At 64.4% G+C, this 17,986-nt stretch carries 22 protein-coding genes; 13 read left to right on the forward strand and 9 right to left on the reverse strand.

The annotated features are described in order from the left end of the window. Positions 1–142 precede the first annotated feature (142 nt). Positions 143–448: a YciI family protein gene (locus P6U24_RS21190; protein ID WP_407154446.1), complete on the reverse strand. Its 306-nt coding sequence runs from the start codon at positions 446–448 to the stop codon at positions 143–145. Between the two features lie 144 nt (positions 449–592). Between P6U24_RS21190 and P6U24_RS21195 the strand changes: the two genes are divergently transcribed. Next, positions 593–1,219 (forward strand): TetR/AcrR family transcriptional regulator, encoded by a 627-nt coding sequence (locus P6U24_RS21195; protein ID WP_407154447.1) that lies wholly within the window; start codon positions 593–595, stop codon positions 1,217–1,219. A 139-nt stretch (positions 1,220–1,358) separates the two neighbouring features. On the opposite strand, the gene P6U24_RS21200 is transcribed toward P6U24_RS21195, so the two are convergent. After that, positions 1,359–2,126, reverse strand: a complete 768-nt coding sequence (locus P6U24_RS21200) for a gamma-glutamyl-gamma-aminobutyrate hydrolase family protein (RefSeq protein ID WP_407154448.1) — start codon at positions 2,124–2,126, stop codon at positions 1,359–1,361. A 242-nt stretch (positions 2,127–2,368) separates the two neighbouring features. Here P6U24_RS21200 and P6U24_RS21205 point away from each other — a divergent pair, with 242 nt between their 5' ends. Next, complete coding sequence (locus P6U24_RS21205) at positions 2,369–3,508, forward strand: AI-2E family transporter (protein WP_407154449.1); 1,140 nt, start codon at positions 2,369–2,371, stop codon at positions 3,506–3,508. A gap of 18 nt (positions 3,509–3,526) precedes the next feature. On the opposite strand, the gene P6U24_RS21210 is transcribed toward P6U24_RS21205, so the two are convergent. The 5 genes from P6U24_RS21210 to P6U24_RS21230 form a co-directional block, all read right to left on the reverse strand. Continuing rightward, positions 3,527–3,829 carry an antibiotic biosynthesis monooxygenase family protein gene (locus P6U24_RS21210; RefSeq protein ID WP_407154450.1) on the reverse strand — a complete coding sequence of 101 codons (303 nt, stop codon included), beginning with the start codon at positions 3,827–3,829 and terminating at the stop codon, positions 3,527–3,529. Between the two features lie 80 nt (positions 3,830–3,909). Then, on the reverse strand, positions 3,910–5,133 hold the full coding sequence (locus P6U24_RS21215; RefSeq protein WP_407154451.1) for a diguanylate cyclase: 1,224 nt from the start codon (positions 5,131–5,133) through the stop codon (positions 3,910–3,912). 254 nt (positions 5,134–5,387) lie between these two features. Continuing rightward, positions 5,388–5,873: a 30S ribosomal protein S9 gene (gene rpsI, locus P6U24_RS21220; RefSeq protein ID WP_407154452.1), complete on the reverse strand. Its 486-nt coding sequence runs from the start codon at positions 5,871–5,873 to the stop codon at positions 5,388–5,390. A 1-nt stretch (position 5,874) separates the two neighbouring features. After that, entirely contained in the window at positions 5,875–6,339 is a 465-nt protein-coding gene (rplM, locus tag P6U24_RS21225; RefSeq protein WP_407154453.1) for a 50S ribosomal protein L13, read from the reverse strand. A gap of 156 nt (positions 6,340–6,495) precedes the next feature. Further along, positions 6,496–6,927 (reverse strand): PaaI family thioesterase, encoded by a 432-nt coding sequence (locus tag P6U24_RS21230; RefSeq protein WP_407154454.1) that lies wholly within the window; start codon positions 6,925–6,927, stop codon positions 6,496–6,498. Positions 6,928–7,178: 251 nt separating this feature from the next. Here P6U24_RS21230 and P6U24_RS21235 point away from each other — a divergent pair, with 251 nt between their 5' ends. The 9 genes from P6U24_RS21235 (at position 7,179) to P6U24_RS21275 (ending at position 13,293) form a co-directional block, all read left to right on the forward strand. Beyond that, positions 7,179–8,015: an enoyl-CoA hydratase gene (locus tag P6U24_RS21235; RefSeq protein ID WP_407154455.1), complete on the forward strand. Its 837-nt coding sequence runs from the start codon at positions 7,179–7,181 to the stop codon at positions 8,013–8,015. Positions 8,016–8,175: 160 nt separating this feature from the next. Beyond that, on the forward strand, positions 8,176–8,760 hold the full coding sequence (locus P6U24_RS21240; RefSeq protein ID WP_407154456.1) for a CoA-binding protein: 585 nt from the start codon (positions 8,176–8,178) through the stop codon (positions 8,758–8,760). 241 nt (positions 8,761–9,001) lie between these two features. Further along, positions 9,002–10,285: an O-acetylhomoserine aminocarboxypropyltransferase gene (locus P6U24_RS21245; RefSeq protein WP_407154457.1), complete on the forward strand. Its 1,284-nt coding sequence runs from the start codon at positions 9,002–9,004 to the stop codon at positions 10,283–10,285. Between the two features lie 185 nt (positions 10,286–10,470). Continuing rightward, the gene (locus P6U24_RS21250) at positions 10,471–10,794 is read left to right on the forward strand and encodes a hypothetical protein (protein WP_407154458.1); all 324 of its coding nucleotides are present in this window, start codon (positions 10,471–10,473) and stop codon (positions 10,792–10,794) included. 81 nt (positions 10,795–10,875) lie between these two features. Continuing rightward, positions 10,876–11,640 carry a hypothetical protein gene (locus P6U24_RS21255; RefSeq protein ID WP_407154459.1) on the forward strand — a complete coding sequence of 255 codons (765 nt, stop codon included), beginning with the start codon at positions 10,876–10,878 and terminating at the stop codon, positions 11,638–11,640. Between the two features lie 17 nt (positions 11,641–11,657). Next, the gene (locus P6U24_RS21260; RefSeq protein WP_407154460.1) at positions 11,658–11,978 is read left to right on the forward strand and encodes a hypothetical protein; all 321 of its coding nucleotides are present in this window, start codon (positions 11,658–11,660) and stop codon (positions 11,976–11,978) included. A gap of 1 nt (position 11,979) precedes the next feature. Then, positions 11,980–12,480 carry a hypothetical protein gene (locus P6U24_RS21265; RefSeq protein WP_407154461.1) on the forward strand — a complete coding sequence of 167 codons (501 nt, stop codon included), beginning with the start codon at positions 11,980–11,982 and terminating at the stop codon, positions 12,478–12,480. 161 nt (positions 12,481–12,641) lie between these two features. Beyond that, entirely contained in the window at positions 12,642–12,905 is a 264-nt protein-coding gene (locus tag P6U24_RS21270; protein ID WP_407154462.1) for a hypothetical protein, read from the forward strand. After that, positions 12,895–13,293: a hypothetical protein gene (locus P6U24_RS21275; protein ID WP_407154463.1), complete on the forward strand. Its 399-nt coding sequence runs from the start codon at positions 12,895–12,897 to the stop codon at positions 13,291–13,293. The genes P6U24_RS21270 and P6U24_RS21275 overlap by 11 nt, the downstream gene beginning before the upstream one ends. A 763-nt stretch (positions 13,294–14,056) precedes the next feature. Here P6U24_RS21275 and P6U24_RS21280 read toward each other — a convergent pair. Next, positions 14,057–15,142, reverse strand: coding sequence for a COX15/CtaA family protein (locus tag P6U24_RS21280; RefSeq protein WP_407154464.1), 1,086 nt, complete (start codon positions 15,140–15,142; stop codon positions 14,057–14,059). 100 nt (positions 15,143–15,242) lie between these two features. Between P6U24_RS21280 and P6U24_RS21285 the strand changes: the two genes are divergently transcribed. Then, complete coding sequence (locus tag P6U24_RS21285; RefSeq protein ID WP_407154465.1) at positions 15,243–15,464, forward strand: DUF2842 domain-containing protein; 222 nt, start codon at positions 15,243–15,245, stop codon at positions 15,462–15,464. Here the strand turns inward: P6U24_RS21285 and P6U24_RS21290 are convergent. Further along, positions 15,461–16,546, reverse strand: a complete 1,086-nt coding sequence (locus tag P6U24_RS21290) for a polysaccharide deacetylase family protein (RefSeq protein WP_407154466.1) — start codon at positions 16,544–16,546, stop codon at positions 15,461–15,463. The genes P6U24_RS21285 and P6U24_RS21290 overlap by 4 nt on opposite strands. Before the next feature lie 249 nt (positions 16,547–16,795). Here P6U24_RS21290 and P6U24_RS21295 point away from each other — a divergent pair, with 249 nt between their 5' ends. Then, positions 16,796–17,980, forward strand: a complete 1,185-nt coding sequence (locus P6U24_RS21295) for a GNAT family N-acetyltransferase (protein WP_407154467.1) — start codon at positions 16,796–16,798, stop codon at positions 17,978–17,980. Positions 17,981–17,986 lie beyond the last annotated feature (6 nt).

Below are 17,986 nucleotides of genomic sequence, written 5' to 3' on the forward strand. Positions count from 1 at the left end.
CCGCCTTCACCTCAATGCAGGCAAGCTCGCAGCAAGATCGGTTGTCATTGCGAGCCAACGGGTCCGCGCGTATGCGCGGCCTGAGGCGAGACCCGGTGGGCTCCCCGCAATGACGGCAACGATCCGTGTATAGGGCGCACGGTCAGGATGCGGCGAACCACTCCGCCAAGATCGGCTGATGTTGCACCGGGTTGAACTCGATGATCTTGCTGAAGCGCATCAGTTTGGCCTTGCAGAACGGCTCGTCGGCAAGGAATTGGTCCAACTGCTCGCGCGACTCGGCCCGGGCGACCAGCACGCCGCCTGTCGGCGGAACGCTCGGCCCGCTCAGGAGAAAACGCCCTTCCTCATAGCCCTGCTGCAGGAATTGGCGATGTGCCGCGATCATGCCGGGATCGCGCTCCTCGAACGGCACCAGATGCTCTCCCTCGAGAAAGAAATATTTCATCTCGACCTCTCCCCGCCGTATCGATCGAATGACACCCTGCGGCGCACCACAAAGCGCTGTTCAGCCGCTGCTTCATCTGCTAAATGTTACGAACCGGTCGGTTACGTGTCAAGCCGGTTACCTCTCAGGCGCATGGAGTTGACATTGAAGCAGCCATCGAAGCGCGTGAGCGGAAGTCCTGGCGACAGACCGGAGAAGCGTGCCGGCGAACGCATCTTCGAGGTGGCGGCCGACCTGTTCTATCGTGAGAGCATTCGGTCGGTCGGCGTGGAGACGATCGTCCAAAAGGCCGGTGTCGCCAAGATCAGCCTGTACCGGAGCTTCGCCTCCAAGGACGATCTGATCGTCGCCTATCTCAACGACCGCAACGAGACGTATTGGCGCTCGATTGACCGGCTGCTTGCAAGGAAGGAAGGAGATCCGCGCGCGCAGCTGCGCTTGCTTGTCGACTACGTCGCGGCCCGGACGACCACGCCCGGATATCGCGGCTGCCCGTTCATCAATTACGCCGCCGAATTTCCCGACAGATCCCATCCGGGGCATCGGATCGCCACCGCCAACAAGCAGAAGATGCGCGATCGCCTGACCGGCCTGATCAAGGCCGCCGGCATTGGCGACGCCACGCGGCTCGCGGACGCCATCTTCCTCGTGATCGACGGAGCCTATGCCAGCAGCCAGACCCTCGGCGGCCGCAACGGGCCGGCGAAGATGGCGGCCTGGGCGGCCAACGCCCTGATCGACACGCAGCTCGGCGCCGAGGCAGCTGATTAAACGAACAGCCGCAACCGTGGGGCGGATTAGGTTAATTAGTTAGCGACTTGTCGGCCGTAGCTCAAAGAGCGAAGGCGGAAGCGTCATCCGCCATCAACGAACGAACTACGCGGCGGGTTACGGCTGCGCTTAACCAGCCCTACTGGCGACCAGCCGACTTCAGCGCCTGCCCGAACGCTTCGAACAGCTTGCGGTTGATCGGGTTCTTCTGCGGATCGTATTCGGCGTGCCACTGCACGCCGAGCGCGAAGCTCGGCGCGTCCGCGATGCGGATCGCCTCGATGGTGCCGTCCTCGGCGATGCCTTCGATCACGACCCGCTTGCCCGGCTGCAGGATTCCCTGCCCATGCAGCGAATTGACCTTGATCCGCTCGCAGCCAAGGATGGTCGCGAACGTCCCACCCGGCGTCAGCGTGACCTCGTGACGGTCGGCGAAGATCACGGTCGGATCGGGATGGATCTCGCCATTCTCCAGCCGCGGCATGCGGTGGTTCATCCGGCCCGGAATCTCGCGGATTTCCGGATGCAGCGAGCCGCCGAAGGCGACGTTCATCTCCTGCAGGCCGCGGCAGATGCCAAACAGCGGAATGCCGCGGGCAACGCAGGCCTCCGAAAGCTGAAGCGCGACCTCGTCGCGATGGATGTCATAGGGCTCGTGCTTGACGTCAGGCTCGGCGTTGAAGCGGGTCGGATGCACATTGGCGCGGGCGCCGGTCAGCACGATGCCGTCGACCACCTCGAGCAGCGCGCCGATATCGGTGATCTCGGGCAGGCCCGCGAACATCAGCGGCAACGCTCCCGACACCTCCGCGACCGCACGCAAGTTGCGCTCGCCGACCATCTGGACCGTAAACCTGTTCTCGACGCGATGGGAATTGCCGATCACGCCGACCACCGGTCGTTTCATCGCCAGTTTTCCATTCTCCCTAAGGCACGTTCCCTGCGATAAACGCCGAGGGCGTTTGCGTGAGAAGATCATGCCTGCGCCGCGGGTGCGGATCAACAACCCGCTTGAGGGAGCCGCAATGCAATTTAGCGCCCTGGACACGCGCGGCGCGGCAAACCGGCGCGGAGCCCAGCTTCAGGCGCGCTTGATCCCGCCCTGGTTTTGGCCAATGTGTGCAGAGCACGCTTCAAGAAGGAAGTCCCATGTCCGCCCCCGCAGACGAACGCCTCCAGGACCGCAGCGACCTCGCCTGGGCGATCGCGGTCGGCGGCATTGCCGTGGTGCTGTTCACCGCCTTCATCGCCTTCGCCTGGTACTATGCGGCGGCGATCTTCTTGCTGTTCACGGGCATGCTGCTCGGGGTCGCCCTGAACGCATTGACCGACCGGCTTGGACGCGTGGTCCCCCTGCCCCATGCGCTGCGGCTCATCATCGTCTGCGTTCTGCTCGCCGCGCTGCTCGCCGGCATCGTGTTCCTCGGCGGCGCCACCATCGCCGATCAGGCCAAGGTGCTGAGCGACACGATCAAGGAACAGCTGGTTCATGTGAAGGCCTTCCTCGAGCGCAACGGCATCGACACCAGCTATTTCGACTTCACCAACAACGCGACGAACAATCCGGCGGGCGGCACGGCGCCCATCACGCCGCAGAGCCACGGTTTGCCGGGCGGCCTGCCTTCGCCGAGCGCGCTGGCCTCATCGGGCGGTGCGATCGTGAGCCAGACGCTGAAGCTGCTGCTTGGCACGGTCAATGCCGTCGGCAACTTCTTCATCGTGCTGTTCCTTGGGCTCGCCTCCGCCGCGCAGCCCTCGATCTATCGCAGCGGGCTTCTGTTCCTGGCGCCGGTGAAATACCGAGATCAGGCCACCGTCATCGTCGACCGCATCAGCGACACGCTGGAGCGCTGGCTGATTGCACAGATCATCACGATGTTCGCCGTGTTCCTGGTCACCTGGATCGGGCTTGCGATCATCGGCATCCAGAGTTCGTTCATTCTCGGCATCCAGGCCGGCCTGCTCGCCTTCATCCCGACGGTCGGCGCCATCATCGCCGGCGTCGTCGTGGTGCTGGCGAGCCTTGCCTCGGGCTGGGTCGCCGCGGTGAGCGCCGCCGTGCTGTTCCTTGGCGTGCATGCGATGGAGAGCTACGTGCTGACGCCGCTGATCCAGCGCCAGGCGCTCGACATTCCGCCGGCGACGCTGTTCGCGTTCCAGATCCTGCTCGGCATCGTGTTCGGCATCTGGGGCCTGACGCTCGCGCTGCCGCTGATGGCGGTCGCCAAGGTCATGATCGACTATTTCAAGACGGATCGCAGCACCGAGGATCCGGCCGCTGCGATTTGAATCACCACAGCGCCGCTCTTAGCTCTCCGAGGTCAGCACGGTCACGGTGTGCTCGACCTCTGGAGGAGAAGCGAAATACGGCCCGACCAGCGCGCGCCAGGCGGCGAAATCCTCCGAACCGCGGAAGTCCACGGTGTGGTTTTCCAGCGTTTCCCATTTCGCCAGCAGCCGGTAGCGCTGCGGCTTCTCGATCGACTTGTGCAGCTCGATGCCAACAGAGCCCTTGGCGCGCGCGAACAAGGGACGCGCCTTGGCGGCCGCCGCCTCGAATTCCGCTTCCATGCCGGGCTTGATGTCGATTTGCGCGATTTCGGTGATCATCGAGGTCTCTCCGCGTGAATGATCGGAGTTTCCTAGACCAGGCCGGCGCAAAGAAAAAGGCGCCGTCGCCCCGCCCGATATCACGCTTGCGATGGGTCCGCGGCTTGGCTTGCCGCGGCAAAGCCGGCGGTCTGCCGGCGGAAGCGGTCCAGCGACAGCGATAGCGGCAGTTCGGCCGCGGTCTCGACCCGGTTGCGCCCCGTGCGCTTGGCCTTGTAGAGCACGGTGTCGGCGGCGGCGAGCAGCACGTCGAGCTCGGTGCCGGCCGGCCCTCCGGCGACCCCGATGCTGACCGTGGTGTCGACCAGCCCCTCGTCGCAGACCACGCCCGAGGCGGCGAACGCCTCGCGCACGCGCTCGGCGGCGACCACGCCCTCCTCGAGCGAGCAGGGCAAAAGTGCTGCGAATTCCTCACCACCGATCCGCCCCGAGAGATCGCTGATCCGCAGATTGTTGAGCACGATCGCGGCGAACAGCTTCAGGATCTCGTCGCCCGCCGCATGACCGAACCGGTCGTTGATCGACTTGAAATGATCGATGTCGAAGATCAGCACCGTGACTGGCCGCCCCTCCTGCGCCTCGCGCGCAATCACCCGGCCGCAGGCTTCGGAAAAGCCGCGGCGGTTGAGCATTCCGGTCAAAGGATCCATCGATGCGGCCCGCTTGTGGGCGCTGACGATGCGCTCGGAGACCAGCATGAAGATCACGAACACGGTGCCGACCGCATAGAGCACGAGCTCGATCGAGAAGATGGTCACCCAGGCGGCGGCAAAGCTGCCGTTGGCCTCGCGCAGCACATTGCCGAGCAGGATCGGCAGCATCAGCGCGAAGCCGTGTAGCACCGGCACGATCAGCGCCGGCCAGCGCCGTTGCAGGTGCTTGCGGCGCTCCTGCCAGAGCTGGCCGGCGGTCAGCACGGCATACATAGCGACGAGGCCGGCGCCGATGGTCAACCGCGGCGCAACCGCCGCTGGATCGAGCAGCATGCCGCTCGCGATCCAGACCATGGGACCGAGCACGAGCCCGATGAGATGCGGCCGCTCGCCATGGAAGACGCGCGCGGCGTTCCAGACCGTGGCGCAGGCCAAGAGGCCGATCGCGCTGAGCAGCAGCGGCACCACCTCGCCGAAGCGGTTGCCGACCAAAGTCCACAGCGCGACCGCAACGGCTCCCAACAGATAGGCTGCCCCCCACCAGCGCAGCGCCGGGATGTTCTCCTGGCGGCCGAGGAACAGCAGCATGGCCCCGAGCAGCGCTGCAACCATCGTGGCAACGATGTCTAGCGTCAGGCTGTCGAGCACCATGGTCTGACCCCGGATGACTGTTGCAGCGCAAACATTTCAGACGCTGCGCGATTCGAGGGATCAGAATATCGACCCGTCTGTTCCAAACAGGTTTGCGCGCGCTTCCAAGTTTTCTGGAAAAAATCCGCCTCAACTCACGGCAATTTCGTCGATAAAAACGCAGCGAACGGCAATCAAAAAACAACGGGCGCCCCGCAAGGGACGCCCGTCGTCGTGTTCCAAGGGCATAAAGCCCGCCAGCGATACCGCTTAAATCAGCGCTTCGAGAACTGGAAGGAGCGGCGGGCCTTGGCGCGGCCGTACTTCTTGCGCTCGACCACGCGGGAGTCGCGGGTCAGGAAGCCGCCCTTTTTGAGCACGCCGCGCAGCTCCGGCTCGAAATTGGTCAGCGCCTTGGACAGGCCGTGACGCACCGCGCCGGCCTGGCCGGAGAGACCCCCGCCGGCGACCGTGCAGATCACGTCGTACTGACCGGCGCGGGCGGCTGCGACCAGCGGCTGCTGGATCATCATGCGCAGCACCGGACGGGCGAAATAGACCTCGATGTCGCGGGTGTTGACGGTGACCTTGCCGGAGCCGGGCTTGATCCAGACACGGGCTACCGCGTCCTTGCGCTTGCCGGTGGCATAGGCGCGGCCGAACTTGTCGACCTTCTTCTCATATTTCGGCGCTTCCGGCTGAGCTGAAACCGCGCCCTTGAGCTGCGAGAGCTGATCGAGAGACTGGATGCTTTCGGCCATCTTATGCGGCCCTCGTGTTCTTACGGTTCAATTTGGCGATGTCGATCTTTTCCGGGTTCTGCGCTTCGTGCGGGTGCTCCGGTCCGCCATAGACGCGCAGATTGCCCATCTGCACGCGGCCGAGCGGCCCGCGCGGGATCATGCGCTCCACGGCCTTTTCCAGCACGCGCTCGGGGAAGCGGCCCTCGAGGATCTGGCGCGCGGTGCGGGTCTTGACGTGACCGACATAGCCGGTGTGCTTGTGATAGACCTTGTTCTCGCGCTTGCGGCCGGTCAGCACGGCGTGCGCCGCGTTGACGATGATGACGTTGTCGCCGCAATCGACATGGGGCGTGTAGGTCGGGAGGTGCTTGCCGCGCAGGCGCATGGCGACCAGCGAAGCAAGACGACCGACCACCAGACCCTTGGCGTCGATCACGACCCACTTCTTCTGGACCTCGGCGGGCTTGGCCGAAAAGGTTTTCATGAGAGATATCCGTGAAAGGGAGCTCGCGGCGCTGACCGCGCCGAACTGGCCGCAGCTTCTAGAGAAGCCGGGCGCCCGCGTCAACGGTCAGGCTCCAGAAATATACCTTGAATATCAGTTACTTAAAAATATGGTGCGATGTTACCTGTAAAAACTTCACGCATTCGGAATGGAATAGGTCGCGGTCACGTGGGCGATCGGCGCGTCGCAGTCGCCGGACAGCAGCGTGACCTCGCCGACCGCGAGCCGTTTGCCGAGCTTCAAGAGCCTGGCATCCGCTCGCAGATCCTGTCCCGGAGCGCCCTTGCGCAGGAAATTGATATTGAGGTTGGTGGTGACGGCGAGCCCGACCGGCCCGATCGCCGACAACAGCACGACATACATGGCGAAGTCGGCGAGCGCCATCAGCGTCGGGCCCGACACCGTGCCGCCCGGCCGCAGCATCCCTTCGTTGAAACGCTGCCGCAGCCGGCAGCTCGCGCCATCCGCCTGCTCGATGGTGATATCGCCGCCTTGCGTGAAGGCCTGCGGGAATTCTGCGTGCAGGAACGCTTCGAGTTCCGCCACGCTCATCTTCGCATCAGCCATCTGCCCCCCTGCTCTGTCAGCCGGCCTTCTGGTAGACTACATCATGATCCGATCAGATTCCGGCATTGCGAGCGAAGCGAAGAAATCCAGCGTCGAGAAGGAAGTCTGGATTGCTTCGTCGCTAACGCTCCTCGCAATGACGGAATCTGGTCGGATCATGATCTAAATCCTTTGTTTGAGCACGATGCAAAACCGGCATCCACTTTTCCGGATCATGCGTTAGCTTCCGATCGATGCCACAGGAAATTCCGATGCCCGCTCGAGCTGCTCGTGATGCCGCCTCTGCGACTGCCGCATCAGATGCGATCCTGCTGCGCGAGATGAATGGTCCGGTCGCCGTGCTGACCTTGAACCGTCCGGCGCAACGCAACAGCCTGTCGGACGCGCTGATCGCGCAACTGCAGGGAGCGCTGAACGAGATCGGCACCGACACATCAGTGCGCGCGGTTGTCATCGCGGCCAATGGTCCGGCCTTCTGCGCCGGCCATGACCTCAAGGAGATCACCGCGCATCGCGCCGGCCCCGATCGCGGCCGCGCCTATTTCGCGAAACTGATGAACGCCTGTAGCGCGATGATGCAGGCGATCGTGCATCTGCCGCAGCCCGTCGTCGCCGCCGTGCAGGGCATCGCCACCGCGGCAGGCTGCCAGCTGGTCGCGAGCTGCGATCTTGCCGTCGCATCGGAGAGCGCATCCTTCGCCACGCCGGGCGTGGACATCGGCCTGTTCTGCTCGACGCCGATGGTGGCGCTGTCGCGCAACGTGACGCGCAAGCAGGCGATGGAGATGTTGCTGACCGGCGAGCCCGTGCCGGCAGCGCGCGCGAGAGAGATGGGCCTCGTCAATCGCGTGGTCGCGCCCGGCACCGAACGCGAGGCCGCGATCGCATTGGCGCAGCAGGTGGCGCTGAAATCGGCCTACACCGTCAAGCTAGGCAAGGAGGCCTTCTACCGCCAGGCCGAGATGAACCTTGCCGATGCCTATCATTATGCGGCAAAGGTGATGACGCAGAACATGCTGGCCCGCGATGCCGAGGAAGGCATCAAGGCTTTCATCGAAAAGCGCCAGCCGACCTGGCGGGATGAGTGACAGGTCCCATCTGGATGCTTCGTCATTGCGAGCGAAGCGACTTGTCCGCCATAGCCCGAAGGGCGACGGCGGAAGCAATCCAGCGGCACCGCGGGACGAATGCTGGATTGCTTCGTCGCTTCGCTCCTCGCAATGACGGCAACGAACAGAGTCGCACGCAATGAACCACGACACCTATTCCGACGACTACATCCGCGGCATCCTCAATGGCGTGAAGGTGATCGCCATGGTCGGCGCCTCGCCGTCCGACGTGCGGCCGAGCTACTTCGCCTTCAAATATCTGGTGCAGCGCGGCTACGACATGATCCCGGTCAATCCCGGCCATGTCGGCAAAACCCTGCTCGGCCGTCCTTTCGTCGGCTCGCTGCGTGACATCGGCCGTCCGCTCGATATGGTCGACATCTTCCGCAGCTCGGCGCATATCATGCCCGTGGTCGACGAGGCGCTCACGCTATCGCCGCCGCCCAAGGTGATCTGGATGCAGCTCGGCGCCCGCGACGACGTGGCCGCCGCAAAGGCCGAAGCGGCCGGCCTCAAGGTCGTCATGAACCGCTGCCCGAAGATCGAATATGGCCGGCTGTCATCGGAGATTTCCTGGATGGGCGTCAATTCACGCACCATCAGCGCCAAGCGCGCGCCGGTCCCCACACAGGGCATGCGTCTGTCGCTCGCGCGCACGAGCCTCGGCGGTGCCGCGACCTCGGCCTCCGATCGTGCTGCGAAAAACAGAAATGAGCCGTCGTAGCATCACCTTCGAAACAATCATTTCAGCGATAGCATTCGTCTGAGCATGGTTCTTTCAAATCGGGGCGTGCGCCGGAACGCGCCTTGACGACACCTTGCGTGGACGCGATTGTCCCTCATTGGGAGGACGCGGTCCGGCGCCGTCGTGCGCTAACAACACCGCTCTTGTCGTAGCACCCCTTCGCTGCTCTCATGATGCGCTTGGCGGCGAAGTTTGGCAGTCCAGTCAATAAGGAAACAGAATGACCGATCGTGTTCCCGGATTTTCCACCCTCGCCATTCATGCCGGGGCGCAGCCCGACCCGACCACCGGCGCGCGCGCAACACCGATCTATCAGACCACATCGTTTGTCTTTAACGACGCCGACCACGCCGCCTCGCTGTTCGGCCTGCAGGCGTTCGGCAACATCTACACCCGCATCGGCAATCCGACCAACGCGGTGCTGGAGGAGCGCGTCGCTGCGCTTGAGGGCGGCACCGCGGCACTCGCGGTCGCATCCGGCCACGCCGCGCAGGTGATCGCCCTGCAGGCGCTGCTGACGCCCGGCGACGAGTTCATCGCTGCGCGAAAACTCTATGGCGGCTCGATCAACCAGTTCACGCATTCCTTCAAGAGCTTTGGCTGGAACGTGGTCTGGGCCGACACCGATGACGTCGCAAGCTTCGAGGCCGCTGTGAGCCCGCGCACCAAGGCGATCTTCATCGAATCCATCGCCAATCCCGGCGGCACCGTCACCGATATCGAGGCGATCGCGCAGGTCGCGCGCAAGGCCGGCGTGCCGCTGATCGTCGACAACACGCTGGCCTCGCCCTATCTGATCCGGCCCATTGATCACGGCGCCGACATCGTCGTGCACTCGCTGACCAAATTCCTTGGCGGTCACGGCAATTCGATCGGCGGCGTCATCGTCGATGCGGGCACATTCGACTGGGCCGGCAGCGGCAATAAATATCCGATGCTCACCGAGCCACGCCCTGAATATCACGGCATCCGCATCCAGGAGACGTTCGGCAACTTCGCTTTCGCGATCGCCTGCCGCGTGCTGGGCCTGCGCGATTTGGGACCGGCGCTGTCGCCGTTCAACGCCTTCCTGATCCTCACCGGCATCGAGACGCTGCCGCTGCGCATGCAGAAGCACTGCGACAACGCCAAGGCGGTCGCCGAATATCTCAATCGCCATCCGGCGGTATCAGCGGTGAACTATGCCGGCTTGCCGGAGGACAAGTATCACAGCCTCGCCCGCAAATATTGCCCGCGCGGTGCAGGCGCCGTGTTCACCTTCTCGCTGAAGGGCGGCTATGACGCCGGCGTCAAGCTGGTGTCGAACCTGAAGCTGTTCTCGCACCTCGCCAATGTCGGCGACACCCGCTCGCTGGTGATCCACCCCGCCTCGACCACACACAGCCAGCTTGACGATGCCGCCAAGACCAAGGCCGGAGCCGGTCCCGACATCGTGCGGCTTTCCATCGGCATCGAGGACAAGGAAGATCTGATCGCCGACCTCGAGCAGGCTTTGAGCGCTTAGCTCTCTGCTCTCGCGTCATTCCGGGGCGCCTCGTGCGCCAAATGGGGAAGCCATTTGCGTGGAAGAGGCGTGCCCGGAATCCGTACTCACCGATTTCGCGCGCCGCTGCGTGCTCGTCAGGCATTCGTTAACCATGGTCGGCCCATCCTCCCGCGCCTGATATGATTCCGCTCGGGAGACCCGATATGCGCGCGACTATCATCCTCATGCTGCTGGCTGTGATCGCGGCAAACGGCGCGGTGCTCGCCGCGGACCTCCCCGGCGTGCACTACAAGGCGCGCCGCGTCGTCAAGGCGCCGCCCCCAGTCGCCGTCGTGGTCAAGGACGAGGACTCGCTGATCTCCGAAATGGAGCCGTCGACGCCGCTGCTGCTCGGCAGGCAGGAGCTGCCCGGCTATTACGGCCGCGCCTTCTCCTACGACTATCAGGGCCCCTATTACGGCGGCGGAGGCTATCCGAGCTACATCTGGCGCCTGCCCTATGCCTGCGGGGTTTACGGCTATTGCTGAGCATGATCCGCGGCCGCAGCGCCGCGTAAGCCCAGAGTAGCAGCCGGTCTTCCGGGAGACCTTGCTTCGATAGAGACTGAGGTGGCGACGTGTTCGACCGCGACGAGCGCACCGCTCGGCGAACGTCGTTATCGGCCGCCTGGCGGCCCGGATCTTGACGCAGGTCAAAACGCAACCGGGCAATTCGCGCTTTGCTTGGCTGAGGCTCTTGATACGGAGGTCGTCATGCCAGAACAAAGCAGCATGCATGCTTACCTGAATTGGACCAAGCAGCGAATTGACGAGATGGACGCCACTCTGGCGTCGCTTGAAACAAGAGCGAGCCAGCTCAAAGCCGAGTCGAAAGTGAAGGCCGATGAGGTGATCGCCGACTTGAAGAAGCGGCGCGACGAATTTCAAGCGACCATCAAAGCGCAGTTCGAGGCGGCCGAAGCGGCCATACGAGCGAACAAGGCGGAGCTTGAGGCGCAGTGGCCCGGCTTCGAGGCTCAGGTGAAGACCTATTTCGAAACCGTCGGCAAGCAGGTCGAGCAGCAGCAATCCGCATTCCGCGATATCGCGGCCGTGCAGATCCAGGCTTGGCAAAAAGCGGCGGATGAGTTTCGCGACTCGGCCGCGAAGGTCGCGGCGGCAAAGCGCAACGATCTCGACGCTGTGCTCACGCAGATGAAGGCTGGCGCCGCCGAGGCCGAAGCCCGATTCCAGAAGATGAAGCAGGCCGGCGGCGAGTCGTGGACCGCGCTCAGCGCCACTCTGGCGGAGTCGCGCAAGGCCTTCGACGTTGCAACACAGCAGGCTTGGGACGCGCTGAAGCGGGCTGTGCCTCCTGGACAACAGGGACACTAGGTTCCTGGAGGCAAATGATGGCTTCCGATCAGGTCCTGTCGCGCGAGTTGAAGGCGTTGCAGGAGGAGCTTTCGGCCGCGCAGCGCGAGCGGCAGGCCACGGCGGCTGCTCCTCCAATCCAGCCGCCCTCCCCGGCCGAGCCCGTTACCGGGGCTGAGGAGAGCGGCGACGAGAAGCGTGAGTTGCGGGATCAACTGGGCGAGCTTGCAAACGCAGTGACGAGCTTCCTTGAGGACGCCGAGAAAGACATCTCTGCGCATCCGGCCCAGAGTGTCGCGATCGCGCTGGTCGCTGGGATTCTGATCGGATGGTCGCTCGGACGATGGGGAGCCAGATAACATGATCGATCATCTTGTTCGGGATCTGCAGGTGCTCCGGAAAGCCGATCTGCTGATCGGAAAGATCTGGCTCGGGGTGTTCGCGCGTCGCCTTGGCCTGTCCATCCTTGCAGGGTTGATCGCGGTGTTCGGGCTCGGGATGGCCAATCTCGCCGCCTACAACGCGTTGCTGGCGCCGATCGGGGCGATCTGGTCGGCGTCGGCCGTGGCGGTCGTGGATCTCCTGATTGCGGCGCTCGTCCTGCTGCTGGCCAATCACTCCCGGCCTGGTCCGGAAATCGACATGGCGTTCGAAATGCGAAGGCTCGCCGTCGACGCCATGCAGGAGGACGCACGCCATCTCAAGCTCTCGCTCGATACGATGGTCGGCGAGATCAGAGCGGTGAAGGACAATTTTGCCGCCGTGGTCCACAATCCGCTGGACGCCGCGGCGGAGAAGCTTCTCGTTCCCGCGGTGCTGTCGATCCTGAAGGGGCTTCGATCGAAGAAGGAGCACGCCTAGCGCCAGGCAATCGGCGAAGCCCTAGCCACTTGGCAATTCCAGACGGCTGAAATGATCTCGCGATCATCTCTGCGAACTCGATCAGCAGGCGCCTACGCCCGCTTGCCGCTGCCAGGTGTTCTCCGCTTGACCCGCACGTGTTATCTTGGTACCAAGGTAACATGAAAACGATCGATCGTATCCAGACAGGCGTCCGCCTCGAGAAGCGGGTCCTCAAGGTCTCGAAAGCGCTGGCCGATTTGTTGGACATGTCCCTCGGCGACCTCATCGAGGGAATCCTGCTGCACGCCTTCGAAGGCAAGGCGCCGTTTTCGCCCGAGACGCTCGAGCGGATTGCCCAGCTCAAGGACGTGTACGGCCTCGATCTCAGCGCGCAGGACGCGCACCGATTGATCGACAGCGAAGGAGCCGGCCATGAGCGATGAGGACATCCGGCATTTCATCGCGGGCCATATGGACGCGGCCCGATTTCACCATGCGGAACATGTCCGGCTTGCGTACGAGATGCTCCGACGCGACGGCTTCATGCGGACGCTGCCGCTCTATGCCGGCGGCCTCAGGCGGATGGCCGAGCGCGCCGGGCGGCCTCAGGCCTATCACGAAACGATCACCACGGCGTTTCTGTCACTCATCGGCGAGCGCATCCTGCTCGGCAAGAGCCCGACCTTCGACGACTTTGCAGCGTCCAACAGCGATCTGCTCGACAAGAGCTGCCTGCTATCCGTGTACGACGCCGGCCGCCTGGACGACGCGCTGGCACGCCAAACCTTTCTGCTGCCGCAACCCAGATCATCGACATCCCGCGCGCCGTGACGACACATGGCTACGCTGCTCCTCGCGTGCGCACGGCGGGAGATACCCGGCGGTGGCTGCCGGTACGGGCGCCTGCGCAGGCTCGCCGCCGTAGTGCGGCGCTGGTGACGCAAAACGCGCGCGAGTTCGAGCGTGTACCGGGACTGCTCGTGGTCAATTGGGCGACTTGAGCTCTCAGCGCCCGTCGCGCCAATGCCCGGCTTGGCTCCTGCAAAATTCGGCAAATCAGAATACATTCCTCCCGTTCTTGTCCACTCGAGGGGCGCGTCCGGATCGTCCAGCTGCGTGGGATGGGAATGCGGTGGACGTGATGCGCCGTGCGCGATTGTTTTGCGCGGACGAGCGGCGTATCGCGGACGGCGAAATCGCGTGGTCCTGGCGCCTCGGTGCTGGCGCCCTGCGCAACGCGCAAGCGTTGTCGCAGAACGGGGGCAAGACAGCCGATCCCCGGGGAGATCGCGTATAAGCGTTAAAACCATCGCGCAGGGAAGGCCGGATGTAATCAGGCCGTACCTGTGGTGACCGCCGCGTGCATTTTCTTTCGCACGCGAGCCATGGGTGCCGGCCAGGCATCCGGCCTTCCCTGCGCCCTCGATTTTTAGAGGGTGTGCCGTCAGTAGAGCTCGGCGCGAAAGCGTGCGAGAGTGAGAACGCATGTCTCCGCGTCATTGCGAGCGAAGCGAAGCAATCCAGAGCTACGCGAGTGACTCTGGATTGCTTCGTCGCTACGCTCCTCGCAATGACAAAACTGAAACGGAGTGCCCTACCCCGCCTGCCCGACCGGCACGGCGGCCTGCGGCACCGCCGCCGTCGCGCGGCGCGGCGACAGCCGCTCAGCCTGCAGGACGGCAAGCGTCAGCACGGCGATGGCGACCGCCTGATGCGTGAGCGCGAGATGGATCGGCACCACCAGCAGCAAGGTCGCGATGCCGAGCGCGGCCTGCAGCAGCACCGCGACAAGCAGCCGGTGCGCACCGCGGATCGCCTCACGACCGGCGCGCGCACGCATCACGTCGAAGGCGTGGAAGGCGACCAGCAGCACCAGCGCATAGGCCGTCATGCGATGCTCGAACTGCACCGTCAGCATGTTGTCGAACAAATTGCGCCACCACGGCGTCTCGAACAGCAACTGCGCGGATGGCGGAATGAAAGTGCCGTCGATCAGGGGCCAGGTATTGTAGATGCGCCCGGCCCGCAGGCCCGCTACCAGCGCGCCGAGATAGAGCTGCACGAAGGTGACAACGACGATCGCCCAGGCCGTCCAGCGCAGCCGCGCCGGCGCTTCGCCGACCTCGCGCGGCCTCAATCGCCGCAAGGTCCAGACGATGGCGGCATAGATCAAGAGCGCCAGCACCAGATGCGTGGCGAGCCGCACTTGCGACACCTCGGTGCGCTCAGTGAGGCCCGAGGCCACCATCCACCAGCCGACCGCGCCCTGCAGGGCGCCGAGGCCGAAGATCGCCCACAATCGCCGTCCGAGCGGCCCGGAGACCGCGCCGCGCCACAGGAACCAGAGGAATGGCAGCAGATACACCATGCCGATGACGCGGCCCAGCAGCCGGTGGCTCCACTCCCACCAGAAGATGGTCTTGAACTCCGCCAGCGTCATGCCGGCATTCATCTGCCGGTATTGCGGAATGGCCTTGTAGCCCGCGAATGCTTCGTTCCACGCCTGCTCGGTGAGCGGCGGCAACGCGCCTTCGACCGGCTTCCATTCCACGATCGACAGTCCGGATTCGGTCAGCCGCGTCGCGCCGCCGACCAGCACCATCAGCGCGATCAGGCCGGCCACGATCAGGAGCCAGATCCGGATGGCGGCAATATCCTGGGTGCGGGGAACCGTGGTCATCGCTGGCGGGGCTCGATTGAACTAGGGAGACCGTGCCCTTATAGTCCGGCCCATCTCGCGCGCAAGGCGCGCCGGCCACAGGCTCCCTTACATCGGCTTCATGACCATCCGCACCCGCAAATTCCTCGGCGCCATCGCGCTGCTCATTCTCGCCTTCGTCTGGTCGATCATGGGGATGGTGGTGGCGCAGTTCCCGCTGATCGCCAATTCCGGCATGCTGCAATGGATCTATTACATCGTGGTCGGAATGGGCTGGGTGCTGCCGGCAATGCCGATCGTGAGCTGGATGCTGCGCCCTGATACAAGCCAGCCGGAGGCCTAATCACCTTCAAGTGCGAGGTGCGGCATCGGCGCAACCGGCGCAAACATCGCGCCCGACAGCAGCACTCGCATCGCCCGCAGCGAGCGCGACCGGCCGTCCCAGGCGATACGCGGCAGTGCATGCAGATTGGTGTGGCCCTCCGTCTGCACCACGCCCGGGATCGTGGAGGCCGCGCTGGCGAAACCGAGCTCGGCGGCCATCCTCACATGGTTGCGGTTGAACGCGGCGCGATCGCCGAACGGAAACGCGACATGGCGGATCGGCCGGCGCAGCGCGCTCTCCAGCACCGCCTTGCCCATGCCGAGCTCGCGCCGTGCGTCGGCGTCCTTCACATTGGCGAGCACCGGATAATTCACCGTGGCGCTGCCGATCGTCACCTTGGGATCGGCGGCGAGCTTCGACAAGTCGCTCCAGTCGAGCGCGGCCTCGCGGCTCAGCGCATCGAGATCGATGCCATGGCGGGTGCAGAGATCGCGGATGGCCGTGGCCAGCTCGGCCGGCGGCAACGTCCGCAGCCAATTCGCGAGATAGGCGAACAGCTCGTATTTCTCCGACGTCTTGAACACCGTGAAACGCTGCTCCCGCCGCTCGATCATCAGGCTGATGCGCGCCTCGCGTGCGATCACCGCCTCCAGCGCCAGCCACCAGGCCTGACCGAGCCCGTCGGGAAACGATGTCGGCACATACAGAGTGAACGGCACGCCGTGGCGCTGAAGCACCGGATGGGCGTGGCCGAGCAAATCCTTCGAGGCACCGTCGAAGGTCAGGCTGACGAACCGCCGCGGCGCCGCGAGCCGCACCGCCCGCTCGCAGGCCTCGTCCATCGCTACGATGTCGTAGCCCCAGCGCTTGATCGCCGCGATCAGGCGATCGAGGAAATCAGGTGTGATCTCGTCGGCGGCGAGCGGCTGGAAGCTCTCGTTGCGGCGCGGCCTGACACGGCCAAAGCGCAGGATGGCGCCGGCACCGCCGGCCCGGCGCGAGGCCAGCCAGGCGCGACCGGAGAAAAAGGCAAGCTCGAGCTTCAGGCTCTCGCGCCATCGGCTGCCGGGTGACGGGAGCGCCGTCCCAGGATGAATCATGATGGTGAAACCCGTGGGGGCCAGGAGCGCCTGAATCGAATGAGCCCGCATCCATCTGTTCGAGAGCAAAAGCGGCGCGATCGTGTCAATGGTTCATGGCGGCCGTTGGTCAACGGTTGGAAACGGTCTAAGTTGCGGCGGCGATATGCGCGGGGACACGCGATACCCTCGTTACCGTTTGTTGACACTTCTTTGCAAAGGTCCGCCGACGCCGACGGACCCGATTTTCAAAAAACGACGGATTGCGCAATGACGATGGCGGCCGTGATCGACAGCCGACCGGCGCAGGCGCCGTCACGGGCCGCAGGCATCGCACGCGTCGACATCCTCACAGACCTGTCGTCCGCGGAGCCGATCTGGCGCGCGCTCGAAGCGCGGGGTCGGTTCTGCAGCCCCTATCAGCGCTACGATTTCCTGTCCGCCTGGCAGAATCATGCCGGCCGTCACGAAAACGCGTCACCCTTCATCGTCGTCGCGCTCGATGGAGAACAGCGCCCACTGGCGCTCCTGCCCCTGGCGCTGAAACGGTCATACGGCTGTCGTGTCGCCGCCTTCATGGGCGGCAAGCACACCACGTTCAACATGGGACTCTGGGATCGCGACTTTGCGGCGTCCGCCACGCCGGCCGATCTCGATCGTCTGCTCGCCGGTCTGCGCGCGCACGATGCCGTTGACGTGTTGGCGCTGACGCAGCAGCCGCTGACCTGGCACGATCTACGCAATCCGCTCGCGTTGCTGCCGCGCCAGCTCTCGGTCAACGATTGTCCGCTGCTCGCGATTCCCCCGGGCGCGGCGCCGACCGACCTGATCTCGAGCTCCTTCCGCAAACGGCTGAAGAGCAAGGAGAAGAAACTGCAGGCGCTTCCCGGCTATGGCTACACGATCGCGACATCAGACGCCGAGATCACACGCCTGCTCGACTGGTTCTTTCAGGTCAAGCCGCTGCGGATGGCCGAGCAGAAGCTGCCGAACGTGTTCGCCGAGCCTGGCGTCGAGGCCTTCGTGCGCGAGGCCTGCCTGGCGCGGCTGGCGTCAGGTAACCGCGCCATCGACATCCATGCGCTCACCTGCGACGAGGAGGTGATCGCGCTGTTCGCCGGCGTCGCCGACGGCCAGCGCTTCTCGATGATGTTCAACACCTACACGCTGTCGCCGCATGCCCATTGGAGCCCGGGGCTGATCCTGATGCGCCATATCGTCGACCACTATGCGGGTCTCGGCACCCGCGCGCTCGATCTCGGTATCGGCGCGGACGACTACAAGCGGCTGTTCTGCAAAGCCGACGAGCCGATCTTCGACAGCTTCGTTGCGCTCACGGGGCGCGGCGGTCTCGCCGCAGCGGTGCTGTCGGCGGTCAATCGCGGCAAGCATGTCGTCAAGCATAGCCCGGCGCTGCTTGGCCTCGCGGTCAAACTGCGCCAGGCGCTGAGATAGGACTAT

This window comes from Bradyrhizobium sp. STM 3557 (genome assembly GCF_045571465.1).
Classification (GTDB): Bacteria; Pseudomonadota; Alphaproteobacteria; order Rhizobiales; family Xanthobacteraceae; genus Bradyrhizobium.